Source organism: Silvimonas sp. (assembly GCF_031291215.1).
Classification (GTDB): domain Bacteria; phylum Pseudomonadota; class Gammaproteobacteria; order Burkholderiales; family Chitinibacteraceae; genus Silvimonas; species Silvimonas soli.
The window spans coordinates 335,339-350,162 of record NZ_JARLJK010000054.1 but is presented as its reverse complement, the minus strand read 5'-3'; the positions used below and the strand labels follow the sequence as shown (position 1 = coordinate 350,162).

The window sequence follows — 14,824 nt, the reverse complement described above, 5'->3', positions numbered from 1 at the left end:
CCCGGCCAGCCGGGGTTTTTTCATGTCTAAATGGCACCGCGCCCCGCTCTGGCGTTGAGTCTGCCAGTTTGAAACCGCTCTATTGGTAGTTCACCTGATAGCGACTACATGATCCAGGTTAATACGATTGTATTAATACATTTGTATTAGAAACCGGAAGTTGCCAGGTATGAGCCCCTCACAAACCTCGGAAGAAACCCGCAGCGGTACCCGCCAACGGTTGATCGACGCTGCTACCCGGCTGGTTGCCGAAAGCGGGCTAGATGGTGCTTCGGTGCGCAGCATCAATCGCGAGGCAGGCGTGGGTAACCAGTCGGCCATCAACTACCACTTTGGCGATGTCTGGAACCTGATCTCTGAAGCGGCACGCCAATCGGCTCAGGCTTATGTTGCGTCGATGGATCGACTGATCATCTCAACTCAGTCACGCAATGCGGATGGCCAACTCACGCTCACCGACGTGGCTGAAGTGATGATCCGGCCAATCGTGCGGATGGTCAGCTCTGAACAAGGTCGTTGCCAGGTGCAACTGATGGCACGCATGGCGGGCGACTGCGGTCAGCGTGGCCGCCAGTTGCTGGCCGAAGGGCTGGGCCCGACTTCGCTGCGTTTGTCGGCGCTGGCCCTGGCGGCCATGCCGGAACTGGGCAAAGAGGCCGCTGGCGTCAAAATCCTGTTTGCCTTCAATACCGTACTCAACGTGATTCCCGACGCCGGGCTGGAAGCCTGGTGGCCGCTGGAAACCACCAGTCGTGACCGGCTGGACCGCTATCTGCGCGACTACATTGTTGGCGGCATCGTGTTTTCTTCGCGAGTTTCTTCCACCGCACCATCTGGCGAATAGCAACTCGCGATATCCCGTTTTATCCGTTCGACCCTGCACAAAACCAGAACAGTACCGGTAATACACGACCCATATAAGGAGGAGCCCGTGTCTGTCTTTCGTACCCAAACCCTTGGTCTGATTTCCAAAGGCCTGGCAATTACGCTATCAGCAGCGATTCTTTCCGCGTGTGGCGGCGGCGATAGTTCAACCAGCGCAACCCCAACGCCGACCCCGGCACCCACTGCGGTGCCCACGCCAACCCCGACGCCATTGCCCGCGTCTTTCAGCGTGCAGCACGCCACGCAATCCTGTTTGTGGAAAGGCCCGTTGTCTCGCGATAATCCGAACGGCAATTTTGCTTATCCAGATACCGGCGCGGCGTATTGGTCAGCCACACTGACGATCCCTGCTGGCGCCCGAGTGTTCCTCAAAGGCCAGTTCCCCTACTCCCGCTATATTTCGTACGTCAGCTACAACTCGCTGGCCCAGCCTGTCAACGTACTGGGTGATCACAGCATCCAGCCCGAAGTTGGTTCAACCAATCCGTTCATTGCGGGCAATCCACGTTACGCTGATGCGCGGGATTATCAGGTTGAAGTGGTTGCTGGCAACGCACCCGCTACGCCTGCCGCCAACACGCTCTACACCGGTACGCCGGACCCGACCGTCACAGTGTGGTATCGGGTTTATGTCCCGGATAACGGTGCCGATATCACCGGCGCGACTGGCCTGCCCGATGTAGTTCTGCAAAACGCCGATGGTAGTTCACTGGAAGGCGATGCGGCCTGCGCGCAGCTCAATCCGGCGCCAACCCTGAGCACCCCCACGCTGCTGACCACCGCGCAATACACCATGCTGCGCGACCAGGCGGGTGTGGCGGATAGCTTCCCGTCGCAGAACCCGGGCGTGTGGCACTTCCCGTTCAATCGCACCTGGAATCTGCAGTGCCTGTTCTTCTTCTCGTGCGGCGGAACACCGACCTACACCATGAACTGGTACGGCAATCCGGATAACGCTTATCTGGAAAGCATGATCAGCCGGGATTACGGCGACGTGATCGTCCTGCGCGGCAAGTTGCCGACAACCCCGGCGACTTACCAGAACGCCCAGGTGGCTGCAGATGCGCAGGTGCGCTACTGGTCGATATGTACCAACGAGTTCTACACGCAGAAAGTCACTGACTGCGCGTATGACGCCCAGGTACCGGTCGATGCGAACGGCAATTACGTGATCGCGATCAGCCGCACAGCTGATCGACCCGCGAATGCCACCACCGCCTGCGGCTTTGGCTGGATCCAGTTGTCAGACGCGGGCGATGGCGCAGGTCACCCCAACGACGGATTGCTGATTCTGCGCAACATGTTGCCAGACCCATCATTTGCCAACGCCATTCAGAACGTGACAGTGCCAGGGCAAGAGCAATCAGTGGTCGGCAACTACATGCCAACCGTAACCTACGCCAGCACCCAAAGCTTTACAGCGTTGGGTTGCGCGAAATCCTGACTGATTCGTCGTCTGCCAGCCAGCAAAAAGCCCGGTCTATACCGGGCTTTTTTTATGCCATCTGCCAACCGCTTATTCTTCCCACGGCGGGTCGTCATCCGGATATTCCACAATGACGGCTTGCGAGCGGCTGGTGAAAGCGGTGGCGGGTTCAGTCGTTTTCGGTGTGGCGGGCCGCGATGGTTTACGCGCAGCGGGAGCGACCGCAGAAACTACCGGAGCATCCTGCAAATCAGCAGGCCACCAAGCCTGGAATGGATTGATATCCACGCCGTGCGGCACGTACCACTTTTTGCTGGCCGCATCCCAACGTGCACCCAACTGCTTGGCCTCGTCTTTTTGCGCGAAAGGCACGCTCAAATACATCTGTACTTTGGGTGCGGATTTCGAACCTGGTGATGCCCCGTTTGTTGCCATATAACGCCCTGCCCGATTGCGATTGCCGGTAAGGCCGCAGTTTAACCTGTGTGGTCAGCCGGGCTCAGAAAAAATCCAGCAGCCACGCCTTGAATTGCCCCAGCGACATCGCCCCACTTTGCCGCGCCTGTTCCTGGCCACGTTCGAACACCAGCAAGGTCGGAATGCTGCGGATCTTCAAACTGGTGGCCAGCGCCTGTTCCTGGTCGGTATCCACCTTCAAAAAGGTGGCTTTGCCGCTGAAGTATTCCGCTGCAGCCGTATAAGACGGCGCAAATGCCTGGCACGGGCCGCACCACGTCGCCCAGCAATCCACGACTACCGGGTTCTTCAGTTGTTTGGTCAGCACGGCAAATTGCTCAGCATTGACGGCGATAGGTGCGCCGGTAAATAACGGTTTATGGCAGGCGCCACAGGTCGGGCCATCGGCCACACGCTCGGGTTCAACCCGGTTCTGGGTATGGCAGTGCGGGCAGGCAATTTGCATCGATTTCTTCCTGAAATAGGGCTGAAACGGGTGGACCTCATTCAGGTGGAATATTCGCCGCTTTTACCGTCTGGCGGCAAGCACCTTCATTACGGGTGCGGCGAATGCCACCAAGGCAAAAAATGGCGGTTTGCGTCAGGTCGGGCAGCCGGTACAATCGCGCACCTTATCAAAGCTAACGAGCGCCGCACCCATGCTCTGGTTTCGCAATATCCAGATTTACCGCCTTTCCCCTGATCACACGCTGACCGCCGATGGCATCAGCGCCAGCCTGGCCAAGCGCCCTTTCTTTGGCTGCGGCAGTCAGGACTTGATGACGCAAGGCTGGATCGCTCCTGCCGCGCACATGCCCGAAGTGATGGCTTATCCGTTTCAGGATGCCGTGCTGGTCATGCTCAAGACCGAAGAAAAGCTGCTGCCCGGCTCGGTCATCAAGCAAACGGCTGACTCTCGCGTTGCCGAAATCGAAGCCCGCGAAAACCGCAAAGTGGGCAAGCGCGAGATCAAGGAACTGCGCGAGCGCGTCACCGAAGAATTGTTGCCGCGCGCCTTTACCCGTTCGCGTACACAACGCGCCTTGATTGATCTACGTAATAACCTGGTCCTGGTGGAAAGCGCCAGCGCGGGCAAAGCCGAACAATTGTTGTCACTGCTGCGCGAAAGCCTGGGCAGCCTGCCTACCCGTTTGATCCAGACCAATACCACACCGCAAACCGCCATGACCGTGTGGCTGGAATCGGCTGACGCTGGCGTGTTCGATCTGGGTCAGGATGTAGAACTACGCGCACCGGGTGAAGACGGCCCCATCGCCCGCTTGGTCAAACAACCCTTGATGGGCGAGGAAATCCAGCAGCATTTGTCGTCCGGCAAGCTGGTCAGCAAGATGGCCCTGTCCTGGCAAGACCGTATTGCCCTGCAACTGACCGAGAAAATGGAACTCAAGCGCGTCGCCATGCTTGATGCGCTGCAAGACGACTTCAAGAACGCTGACGCTGAAGATCGCGCCGCGCTGTTTGATTCGGGTCTGGCGTTGCTGGTTGGCGAATTGCGCACTCTGGTGCCGGAATTGCTGGAAGCACTGGGCGGCGAACAAGTCGGCTAATCTCGTAGCGCTGCAACATTCTTGAAAAGGCATACCTCACGGTATGCCTTTTTGTTTTGCGCATCCCGTTGGCTCACCCAGAGGGGTACTAACGCCCCTCACGCCCTGCCCCAAGTCAGCACAGCTGACGGCACTCGACCTTGGTCTAAATCTCGATATTTAGAGAGTAAATCGCGAATTGTTTGTCTAGCGCAACGAACAATCAACCGACCGGTCGGCTAGTTATCTCAAAATGATAATCAAAATCAGTGTTTTATCGAAAAAACCCTAGCCCACATCGATTATTCGCATCCATACCTTTGCTTTGACAACTATCACAAAAGAAACCTAATATCGCCACAAATTTACCCTTTACCAAGGCTCTGTCATGTCTCACATCCAAGCTCCCGAAGAAAACCTCGGGGTTCTGGTCCGCCAGGTTCGCGATGGTCTGTTTCAACTGTTTGAACGCAAACTTGCTGCCAGTGGCCTTGAGCTGAACCTGAGCCAGTTTCTGGTACTCAAGCGTTTGGCCTATCACGGCGCGCAAACCGCGACCGAGCTGGCCCGGGCCATAGACCACGATGCGGGTGCCATGACGCGGCTTTTGGACAAGCTGGAAGAGAAAGGTTATCTGCGCCGCCAACCGCACCTGGAAGACCGCCGCGCCTTGCAAATCACGCTGACCGAAGCTGGTCTGGCACTGTGGGCAACCATGCAAACCTGCGGTGAAGACTCGATGGAACAAGCGTTGATCGATCTTTCACAAGACGAGCAAGACACCCTGATTTCTCTACTGAAACGTGTCCGTAATACCCTGGAGACCCCGCAGTGATAACAAAAACTTTGCGGCGGCAAGTATCGCCGCGTAAAAGCCAACTGCTGCTTAGCGTGCTGGTCACGGCGCTGCTGGCGGGTTGTGCCAATTGGGAAGGATTGAGCCCGCAAGGCAAGGTGCTAGATGCCAACACGCTGGGCGCCAGCAAGTCGCTGAGTGGCGCGCGCGTCGATGCCAGCGTCTGGCCACAGCAGAACTGGTGGACCGCACTGGGTGACGCGCAGCTGTCGTCACTGATTGATGAAGCGCTCAAGAATAATCCGACGCTGGAAGTTGCCGACGCCCGTACCCGTGTCGCACTGGCGCAAGCTGGCCAAGCCGATGCCGCGCGTATGCCGCGTGTCGATGCCGCTGCCGCGTATTCGGGCATCCGTATTCCGGGCACGGTATTGCCTGCGCCGTTCGGCGATGGTTACGCCGCGCTCAAGATGGTTTCGCTCAAGTTCAGCTACGACTTTGATCTGTGGGGCGGGCAGCGCGCCGCGTGGGAAGCCGCAGTCGGCCAAAGCCGTGCCACCGAGATCGATGGCCAGCAAGCCCGCATTACCTTGTCTGGCAACCTGGCCCGCACTTACGCACAGCTCGGTTACGCCTGGCAATTGCAAGACATCGCCAAGGCTGACCTGCAACGCGCACAAGACCAGCTCAAGCTGGTGCAACAGCGTGTAGATGCGGGGATTGATAGCCAGGTGCAACTCAAGCAGGCGCAATCCGCGTTGCCAGCCGCGCGCCAGCAACTGGAATCCACCCAGCAGCAAATTGACGACAGCCAACTGGCGCTGGCGGCATTGCTAGGCGCAGGCCCGGATCGGGGTCAGCAACTGGCACGCCCGCAAGTGCTGCAACCGTCGGCACTGGCATTGCCGAGCGTGCTGCCCGCTGAGCTGGTAGGCCGTCGTGCCGATATCGTCGCAGCCAAATGGCGCGTCGAAAGTGCCAGCAAAGAGATCAAAACTGCGCAAACCAAGTTCTATCCCGATTTCAACCTGACCGCCGCGATTGGTCTGGCCTCATTGGGTCTGGGCAATCTGGCCGAGTGGGATAGCCGTTACGGTCAACTTGGTCCGGCACTGACTTTGCCGATCTTTGATGGCGGCCGCTTGCGCGCCAATTTGTCGGCCAAAGACGCCCAATATGATCTGGCGGTAGCGCAATACAACCAGTCGCTGGTCAACGCCATGCACGAAGTAGCAGCCCAAATCAGCGCGCTGCAATCGCTGGCCCGGCAAGTAACCCAACAAAAAGAAGCGATCCAGACCGCGCAGCAGGCTTATGAGTTGTCCATGCAGCGCTATCACGGCGGCCTTGGCAACTACCTGGATGTGTTGAGCATTCAGCAGCAGTTGCTCAACGCCCAGATGCGCCTGGCGGGCCTGAATGCCCAACAGCTGGATGCATCGGTACTGTTGGTGCAGGCACTGGGTGGCGGTTATCGCCCGGCTGACGATACGCCCACACTGGCTACTGCCTCCGCCCCGGCGCAAGCGCAATAAGCTGGCCCAAAGATCATCAAGAATCGAGACATCAAGGAATAGACGAGCATGAGCACCGAAAACAACGCCGCTGCTGCCGCCCCGCAGCGCCCTTCCCGCCGCAAATTTCTGTTGCGCCTGGCTTTTGCCATTTTTGTCCTCGCCATCCTGGCCTGGGCCGTCTGGTATGTCACCGTAGGCCGCTGGAACGAAGACACTGACGATGCCTACGTCCAAGGCAACGTGGTGCAAATCACCCCGCAAATCCCTGGCACGGTAGTCAGCATTGGTGCCGACAATGGCGCGCTGGTAAAAGCTGGCCAAACGCTGGTACAGCTGGACCCAAGCGATGCGCATGTTGGTCTGGAGCAAGCCAAGGCCAACCTGGCCAGCACCGTGCGTAAAGTACGGGGCCTGTTTAGCAACGTGAACAGCCTGCAAGCCGAAGTGGCCGCCCAGCAAACTGCACTGGATAAAGCCAAGGCCGACTTTGATCGTCGCCAGCAACTGGTCAAAACCGGCGCTATCTCTGCTGAAGAACTGGCGCACGCTCGCGATGCATTGGCTGCAGCCCAAAGCGCGGTGGCTTCGTATCAAGGCCAACTGACCAGCAGCAAAGTGCTGGTTGAAGACACCGTCGTGGCATCGCACCCGGATGTGCAAGCCGCTGCCGCCAAGCTGCGTTCTGCCTATCTGGATGACGTGCGCACCACCATGGTCGCGCCAGTCACCGGTTACGTCGCCCAACGTGCGGTGCAAGTGGGCCAGCGCGTGCAGCAAGGTACGCCGCTGATGGCCGTCGTGCCACTGGAACAAGTGTGGGTTGAAGCCAACTTCAAGGAAACCCAGCTGCGCCACATGCGTATTGGCCAGCCGGTAACGCTCAAGGCCGATTTGTACGGCGGCAGCGTGGAATACCACGGCAAGGTTGATAGCCTGGGCGTCGGTACTGGCAGCGCGTTCAGTTTGATTCCGGCGCAAAACGCCACCGGCAACTGGATCAAGATCGTGCAGCGTATTCCGGTACGCATCACGCTGGACCCGAAAGAAGTGGCGGCCAACCCGCTGCGTATCGGGCTGTCGATGAGTGCCGACGTTGGCCTGCATGACCAGTCTGGCGCCTCGTTGTCGCAAACCGCTGCCACGCACCCGCTGTTCACGACCGACGTTTACAAGCAGCAACTGAACGCTGCCGATGAACTGATCAAGGACACCATCCATGCCAACCTGGCTTCCGGCCAGGCCAAGAAGTAAGGCGGGAAAAACACAATGAGTCAGCCCTCATTTCGCCCGCCCAATTTAGGGCTGGCGACCATTGGCCTGTGCCTGGCCACCTTTATGCAGGTGCTCGACACAACCATCGCCAATGTCTCTCTGCCAACCATCGCCGGCAATCTGGGCGTTAGCTCGGACCAAAGCGCGTGGGTCATCACCTCGTTTGCGGTCAGCAACGCTATCGCGCTGCCGCTGACCGGCTGGCTGGTGCGGCGTTATGGCGAAACCAAACTGTTTATCTGGGCCACCATCCTGTTCTCGCTGGCTTCGCTGCTGTGCGGCGTGGCGCAAAGCATGGGCATGCTGGTGGGTTTCCGGGCGCTGCAAGGCGCGGTAGCCGGGCCGATGTACCCGATCACCCAATCGCTGCTGATCTCCATCTACCCCGCCAACAAGCGAGGGCAAGCACTCGCGCTATTGGCGATGATTACGGTGGTAGCGCCGATTGCCGGGCCGATTCTGGGCGGCTGGATTACCGATAATTATTCGTGGCCGTGGATTTTCTTTATCAACGTGCCGATCGGGATCTTTGCTTCCTGGGTTGTCGCCGGCCAGATGAAGGGCCGTCCAGAAAAACTCGAACGCCCGAAGATGGACTACGTTGGCCTGATCACGCTGATCGTTGGCGTGGGCGCACTGCAGGTGCTGCTCGACAAGGGTAACGATCTGGACTGGTTCGGCTCGCCGTTCATTGTGGTGCTGGCGATCATTGCTGCCGTGGCGTTGACCATCTTCCTGATCTGGGAAATGACCGACAGCGACCCGATCGTGAACCTGCGCTTGTTCCGCCACCGCAACTTTGCGGCAGGTACGGTGACGCTTACGCTGGGTTATGCCGGGTTCTTTGGCATGAGTTTGCTGTTGCCGCTGTGGCTGCAAACGCAGTTGCACTACACCTCGGTGTGGGCAGGTCTGGCGACGGCGCCTATCGGGATATTGCCGGTGATATTGACGCCGTTCGTGGGCAAATACGCGCCGCGTTTTGATCTGCGCATACTGGCCTCGTTCTCCTTCATCATCCTGGCGGCCACCTCGTTCATGCGAGCCAGCTTCACCATCGATGTGGACTTCCAGACCGTGGCGCTGGCGCAGTTGCTGATGGGCCTTGGTGTGGCTTTCTACTTCATGCCAGTGCTATCGATTGTGCTGTCTGACCTGCATCCGCATGAAATTTCGGCGGGCTCTGGTCTGGCGACCTTCCTGCGTACCTTGGGCGGCAGCTTTGCGGCATCGCTCACGACGTGGATCTGGCAGGAACGGGCAATTGAACACCATGCGCGGCTCACCGAGCATATCTCGGTCTACGACCCGGCTACGCAGCAAGCGGTGACCTCGCTCGGCCACGGCAGTTTGCAGCGCACTGCGGTCATGATCGAACAAATGGTGCAATCGCAAGCGCTAATGATGTCGACCATCGACTACTTCAACATGCTGGGCGTGCTGTTCCTGGCGCTGATTGCGGTCGTGTTCTTTGCCAAACCACCCTTTGCTCCCAAAGGTGGCGGCGCCAGTGCGGCAGCGGCGGGCGGGCATTGATATTTACTGTGTGCCAACAAAAAAGATCCTCTTGAGGGTCTTTTTTGTTTTGCGAGTATCAGGTTGGCGTGCATAAACCAGTGCCTGTAGCCCGGATGGAGCGCTAGCGGGAATTCGGGGGCAACGTATCAACGGATAACCGGCATTTGATTTTGACAATATCGCGCCCCGGCTTGCTGCGCGAATCCAGGCAACGATGCAAACTGTTGGCGTTGCAGCCCAGCAGCAAAGCCGTCTCCGTCATATCCCTTCTCCGTAACTCCACTTCTAACCTCCTCCCAAACCGGGTACTGTCATACCTTGTATCCACGACCAGGTCTTTACCGACTCACCGCCCATGCAAATCCGCCCTGTCCAACCGTCTGACGCCCAAGCCATCTGCGATATCTACAACTATTACGTCGTCAATACCGCCATCAGCTTCGAGCAACACCCGGTTGCCGCGGCCGATATGCAAAAACGCATTAACGATGTAATCGCACACTATCCATGGCTGGTGGCTGAAACCGAGTCTGGCGTGGTGGGTTACGCCTATGGCACGGTCTGGCGCGGTCGCCCGGCGTATCGTCACACGGTGGAAAGCACCATTTATCTGCGTGCCGATTCGCTTAAAGGCGGGATTGGTACGCCGCTATATACCGCGCTGCTGGATGAACTGCGCGCGCGCCAGTTTCATGCTGTCATTGGTTGCATTGCATTGCCCAATCCGGCCAGCGTGGCGTTTCATGAGCGTTGCGGATTTCGCAAAGTGGCGCACTTTAACGAAGTCGGCCGCAAATTTGAACAATGGCTGGATGCCGGTTTCTGGCAGGTATTGCTGTAATTCCGCCAAACCCCAAGCCAGTGCCACGTGGTAACCCGATGCCTTATCTCATCATCAAATATCTGGTCACCGCCGCAGTGGTGGTGGCCGTGTCCGAAATAGCCAAACGCAGCGACAAGCTGGGAGCGCTCATCGCATCCCTGCCGCTGGTCACGCTGCTGACCTTGTGCTGGCTGTATTTCGAAAGGCAACCTGCCAGCAAGATTGCCAATCATGCCTGGTATACCTTCTGGTACGTGTTGCCGACGCTGCCGATGTTCTTGCTGTTTCCGTGGCTATTTGCCCGGTTTGGCTTCTGGCCAGCCATGGCTGGCAGCGCTGTCTTCACGATTGTTTGCTTTGGCTTGTTTGCGCTGGTCATGCGCCGCTTTGGCGTAGCCTTGATCTGAGCTGGCGCCTCACTCCCGCCATTTGCGCCAGGCGTACCAACCGGCAGTACCGGTCACCGTTGCCACTACGCCCACCACAATCCAGAAGCCGTTGGCATGCTGGGCAAACGGGATGCCGCCCACGTTCATCCCCAGCAGACCGGCGATGATATTGAAGGGCAATGCCAGCACGGTCACGATAGTCAGCACGAACAAGCTGCGGTTATCTTGCTCGTTGATATGTGCGGCAATTTCTTCCTGCAAGAGTTTGATCCGCTCGTGCAGTGCGGCCAGATCGGTCAGCACAGCGGCGAACTCTTCGGTGGATTGGCGCAACTCGTTGACATCGGCCTCGGCAATCCACTTGGGCGGCCGACTCAGCAAGCGAAACAGTGCGGCGGGTTCAGGTGCCAGCAAACGTTGCAGGCGGACCAGCACACGTCGCAAGCTGCCCAAGTTGACCCGACGGCGCTCCAGTCGATCTGCCAGCAAGCGGTCTTCAATGCGATCAACCTCCTGCGCCGAATCGCGCACGATCTGCTCCAGCACACTGGCCTGCAAACTCAGCAAACGCACCAGCAAATCCACCGGTGAGCGCAAATTGACGCCACCGCGCACCGCCTCGCGCAAGCGGTCGATTGAGCGCAGCGGCTTGGTGCGGGCGCTGATAACCATGCGGCAATCCAGACACAGCCACAGGGTGGATATCTCGGCGGCGTCAAACGAAAACTCAAACAACACATCATTGAGCACCGCCAATAACGACTCCCCTTCCAGCTCAACCCGCGAAGAACGACTGGCCATGCTTAACGATTGATGAAAGGCTTCGGGCAGCGGCAGATGCTCATCCATCCAGCGCGCGGTGGCGGCCTGCGCTATGTTGAAATGCAGCCAGATGAACTGCTCTGGGGGTGCCGGTTGCGCCAGCCAGTCTTTGGCGGCATCCGAGGTCAGCGTGCTGACACCGGCCGGACTGAACAAAAAACCGCACACCAGGCCGCTAGCGTCCGCGCCGTAACCGCCGAAATGACCTATCTCCACACACCCGCTCCCCTTGGATAGCGCAACAATGCACGTTGCATAAACTGCCTACGCTAGCTGGTCTTCATGACAGTCTTGTTGCAAGGTCATTACCGTACTGCAGGGCCATTGCCGTTGTCATGGAGCGAGCCCATAATTTGCCCCGGCACCATTTGCATTCAAACAGCCATTTACACAACAAATAGCAAAACAAGGCTGACCGACGCGCATGGACTACACATGCACAACACGCGGCAGCCGGTGGGACGGAGGAGTCATGTTCGAGCATATTCTTGCCTGGCACGGCCTTGGCTGGCTGGTCTGGGCCATCTGGTGGATCTTTTTTGCTGGCGGCATCAAGCAAGGGCAAACCCCGCAACATGCCTGGGCGCGGCTGGTGCAAGTGCTGCTGATTTTTGGTGGCTTTGTGCTGCTCAATCAATACGACCCCAGCAACAGCACGCTGGAGCAGGTGTTATCGCTGCTGCTGCTGGTTGTGGGGCTGGCGGGCATGTACCGGGCCCGGCGCATGCTGGGGGCCGCATGGACCGCGCCCGCTGGCCTGCCTGATCCGCAGCCGCTGATTACCTGCGGGCTGTACCGGCGCATCCGTCATCCTTTCTACAGTTTCTTTGTTGTGGCCTTTGCTGGCACGGCCCTGGCACATGGCTGGCAAGCGCTGTGGATAGTGGTGCCGGTGCTGGTGGCCTTCATGTGGAAAGCCCGGCATGAGGATGCTGCACTCAGGCAGATTTTTGGCAGCACGTGGTCTGATTACAGCAATCACACGGCGCGCATGTTGCCAGGCATCTGGTAATCGCCCTGAGCACGGTCAGCGCAATGCCTGCTCGCGCGTTTGAATGACATCTATCGGTCAGAACCATCTGGGCCATCTGGAGAAACTACGCATGAGCAGCCGTCGAGACTTTTTGCTGAAAACCCTGCCCGCCGCTGGCGTCGCGGTCATGCTGGCGCGCCACGCCCATGCGCAGGACCCATTGCTGGCAGAAACAGACCCGGAAGCGATCAAGCTGGCGTATGTGGCCGATGCCACGACGGTCGACAAAGCCAAAAACCCGAGCTGGGCCAGCGGGCAGCGCTGCGATACCTGTGAACTCTATAACTCGCCGGATGGTGGCCCGACCGGCTCCTGCAGCTTGATCAAAGGCAAGCTGGTGCAAGGTGGCGGCTGGTGTAACCAGTATGTAATGTAGTCACGCCACCGCGTCGGCCCTGGTGAGTCGGGACGGACGCCAATAAATAAAAAAGCAGCCAACAGGCTGCTTTTTTTCGCACATCGCCACTCAGGATCAGAGCTGATACTGCGCGGTTTCTTTTTCCATTTCTTCAGCCAGACGCCCCAGGTTACGGGCGGCTTCACTGGTGTTACCAGCGATGGCACTGTTTTCGTCGGTCATCTGGGCAATGCGTTCGACTTGTTGCGCAATGTTGGAACTGGCCTGCGATTGCTCGCGCAAGGCAGCGGAGATATCCGACACCATATCTACCGTGCGGCCAGCGTGTTCGCCAATTTGCTCGATCACCGTCCGCGCCTCACCTGCTTGCGCCACGCCCGAATGCACCAGTTCGACCGCCTCATTCATGCCGGCGACCGTGCGTTGGGCGCTTTCTCCGACCGATTCAATTATCTTGCTGATTTCCGCAGTGGATTGGGCTGTACGTTCTGCCAGTTTGCGTACTTCATCGGCCACCACCGCAAAGCCCCGGCCGGTTTCGCCAGCACGTGCGGCTTCAATGGCAGCGTTCAGCGCCAGCAAATTGGTTTGATCTGCCACGTCGCGAATCACCCGGACCACAGAGGAAATCTGCTGGGTTTGTTGTTCTAGCTGGGTCAGCCGTTCTGCGGCCACGCCCACACCTTCGGCAATGCGGTTGATCTCGTCCGCAGTGCGGCCAATGATGGTGCGACCGGTTTTGACCAGCTTGCCCGATTCGTCGGCCAGATGCTGTGCCTCGCCCGCCCGATCAGAAACATGGGTGATGCTGACCGTCATTTCTTCAATCGAAGCTGCCATGCTGGCGGTCGCTTCGCTTTGCGCTGCTGCGGCTTTGGCTACCTGCTCGCTGGCGTCCGACAACTGCGTGGCGGAACCCGCCACACTGGTGCTGGCGCCGCGCAATTGCTTGAGGCTGTTCTGCACTTTGTCTTGCAGCTTGTTGAATGCGCGAATGGTGACGCCCACTTCATCACGGCCAGATCCGTTAACCCGGTTACGGAAATCCAGGCGGCTTTCCACGGCTTCAATGCCATTGCGCATGGCGGCCAGTGGTGTAGTTACGGAACGGTAAATCAGCACGCTGAATATGACCGCGCCCACCAACACAAGAACACCCAGACCAATCAGCAAATATAAAGCGGAGCTGTAAGTGGCCTGGGCCGCATCTCGCGCCTTGTTACCCAGGTCATTGTTATATTTGGCATGCGCGGCAAAAGCGTCGGTTACTTTCAATTGATCGTTATACGAAGACATCATCAGCGCAATACCCTGCTCAGGCGTACTGCCACTGGAAGCATCCAGCATGTTTTTCTGGAGGACCAGATAGGCGTTATAGGCAGCGATATCCGCATCCAGTAACGTTTTATCCTGGTCGTCGGAAATCAGCGATTTATAGCTTTCCAGTTCTTCTTTGATCTGTTGATCCTGTCCGGCAATTTTCTGCGCAAGGCTGGTTTTTTCTTCAGCGGTTTTGACTACCAAGTGGCGAAATAGCGAAACCCGCATCCGCTGATAATTTTCAGACGCGTTTTTAATTGCCAGAATACTGGGCACCACATCTTTATTCAGCTGGACAACGCGGTCGTCCATTTTCCCCAGCTGCCAGATACCCACGGCCAGAATGAACACCAGACCCGCAATGAAAAAACCGATGAGAAGAAGAAGACGCTTTCCGATGGACATGGCAGTGTATTACCCGGTGAGTTAAAACATGGGCGGGTTCAATTCCGCCTCAGTAATATTCCATCATCATAACCGCAAAGCAAATATGGTTAATCAATTAACCCAGCATCGAACTCAATGTCTCAACTGGAATAATCTTCATATCGGCAAGGACTTACGCTTCTTTAGGACATCAGCTTTTATCTGACAAACGGTATTTTTCACGAAAAAAAAGCATGAAGCGAATGCTTGCATGCTTTTTTTTGATTAGCTTTCAA

Annotated in this window: 15 protein-coding genes; 11 read left to right on the top strand and 4 right to left on the bottom strand. The window is 57.7% G+C overall.

Annotated features, from left to right (window positions below; translation table 11 throughout):
• Positions 1–169: 169 nt before the first annotated feature.
• Positions 170–844 carry a TetR/AcrR family transcriptional regulator gene (locus P4L78_RS03130; protein WP_309326916.1) on the top strand — a complete coding sequence of 225 codons (675 nt, stop codon included), beginning with the start codon at positions 170–172 and terminating at the stop codon, positions 842–844.
• An 87-nt stretch (positions 845–931) separates the two neighbouring features.
• Positions 932–2,329, top strand: coding sequence for a hypothetical protein (locus tag P4L78_RS03125; RefSeq protein WP_309326915.1), 1,398 nt, complete (start codon positions 932–934; stop codon positions 2,327–2,329).
• 72 nt (positions 2,330–2,401) lie between these two features.
• Here P4L78_RS03125 and P4L78_RS03120 read toward each other — a convergent pair whose 3' ends face one another.
• Together P4L78_RS03120 and trxC are read right to left on the bottom strand one after the other, a co-directional pair.
• Positions 2,402–2,746: a DUF5710 domain-containing protein gene (locus P4L78_RS03120; RefSeq protein WP_309326914.1), complete on the bottom strand. Its 345-nt coding sequence runs from the start codon at positions 2,744–2,746 to the stop codon at positions 2,402–2,404.
• A gap of 64 nt (positions 2,747–2,810) precedes the next feature.
• Positions 2,811–3,233, bottom strand: a complete 423-nt coding sequence (gene trxC, locus P4L78_RS03115; protein ID WP_283148715.1) for a thioredoxin TrxC — start codon at positions 3,231–3,233, stop codon at positions 2,811–2,813.
• A gap of 193 nt (positions 3,234–3,426) precedes the next feature.
• Here trxC and P4L78_RS03110 point away from each other — a divergent pair, with 193 nt between their 5' ends.
• The 7 genes from P4L78_RS03110 to P4L78_RS03080 all read left to right on the top strand — a co-directional run bounded on the left by P4L78_RS03110 (position 3,427) and on the right by P4L78_RS03080 (position 10,647).
• Positions 3,427–4,335, top strand: coding sequence for a recombination-associated protein RdgC (locus tag P4L78_RS03110; protein WP_309326913.1), 909 nt, complete (start codon positions 3,427–3,429; stop codon positions 4,333–4,335).
• A gap of 367 nt (positions 4,336–4,702) precedes the next feature.
• Positions 4,703–5,149 carry a MarR family winged helix-turn-helix transcriptional regulator gene (locus P4L78_RS03105; protein WP_283148713.1) on the top strand — a complete coding sequence of 149 codons (447 nt, stop codon included), beginning with the start codon at positions 4,703–4,705 and terminating at the stop codon, positions 5,147–5,149.
• The gene (locus tag P4L78_RS03100) at positions 5,146–6,645 is read left to right on the top strand and encodes an efflux transporter outer membrane subunit (protein ID WP_309326912.1); all 1,500 of its coding nucleotides are present in this window, start codon (positions 5,146–5,148) and stop codon (positions 6,643–6,645) included. Before P4L78_RS03105 ends, P4L78_RS03100 begins: the two co-directional genes overlap by 4 nt.
• Positions 6,646–6,693: 48 nt before the next feature.
• A complete protein-coding gene (locus P4L78_RS03095; RefSeq protein WP_309326911.1) occupies positions 6,694–7,878 on the top strand; it encodes an HlyD family efflux transporter periplasmic adaptor subunit in 1,185 nt (394 codons plus the stop codon).
• Positions 7,879–7,893: 15 nt separating this feature from the next.
• The gene (locus tag P4L78_RS03090; protein WP_283148710.1) at positions 7,894–9,435 is read left to right on the top strand and encodes a DHA2 family efflux MFS transporter permease subunit; all 1,542 of its coding nucleotides are present in this window, start codon (positions 7,894–7,896) and stop codon (positions 9,433–9,435) included.
• Positions 9,436–9,772: 337 nt separating this feature from the next.
• Positions 9,773–10,258: an arsinothricin resistance N-acetyltransferase ArsN1 family B gene (locus tag P4L78_RS03085; protein ID WP_283148709.1), complete on the top strand. Its 486-nt coding sequence runs from the start codon at positions 9,773–9,775 to the stop codon at positions 10,256–10,258.
• Positions 10,259–10,296: 38 nt separating this feature from the next.
• On the top strand, positions 10,297–10,647 hold the full coding sequence (locus P4L78_RS03080) for a DUF3147 family protein (RefSeq protein WP_283148708.1): 351 nt from the start codon (positions 10,297–10,299) through the stop codon (positions 10,645–10,647).
• A 9-nt stretch (positions 10,648–10,656) separates the two neighbouring features.
• Here the strand turns inward: P4L78_RS03080 and P4L78_RS03075 are convergent, their stop codons facing one another.
• Positions 10,657–11,667, bottom strand: a complete 1,011-nt coding sequence (locus tag P4L78_RS03075) for a transporter (protein ID WP_309326910.1) — start codon at positions 11,665–11,667, stop codon at positions 10,657–10,659.
• A 256-nt stretch (positions 11,668–11,923) separates the two neighbouring features.
• On the opposite strand from P4L78_RS03075, the gene P4L78_RS03070 reads away from it, so the two are divergent.
• Positions 11,924–12,463: an isoprenylcysteine carboxylmethyltransferase family protein gene (locus P4L78_RS03070; protein ID WP_309326909.1), complete on the top strand. Its 540-nt coding sequence runs from the start codon at positions 11,924–11,926 to the stop codon at positions 12,461–12,463.
• 91 nt (positions 12,464–12,554) lie between these two features.
• Entirely contained in the window at positions 12,555–12,860 is a 306-nt protein-coding gene (locus P4L78_RS03065; RefSeq protein ID WP_283148705.1) for a high-potential iron-sulfur protein, read from the top strand.
• A gap of 96 nt (positions 12,861–12,956) precedes the next feature.
• Here P4L78_RS03065 and P4L78_RS03060 read toward each other — a convergent pair whose 3' ends face one another.
• Entirely contained in the window at positions 12,957–14,567 is a 1,611-nt protein-coding gene (locus P4L78_RS03060) for a methyl-accepting chemotaxis protein (RefSeq protein ID WP_309326908.1), read from the bottom strand.
• Positions 14,568–14,824 lie beyond the last annotated feature (257 nt).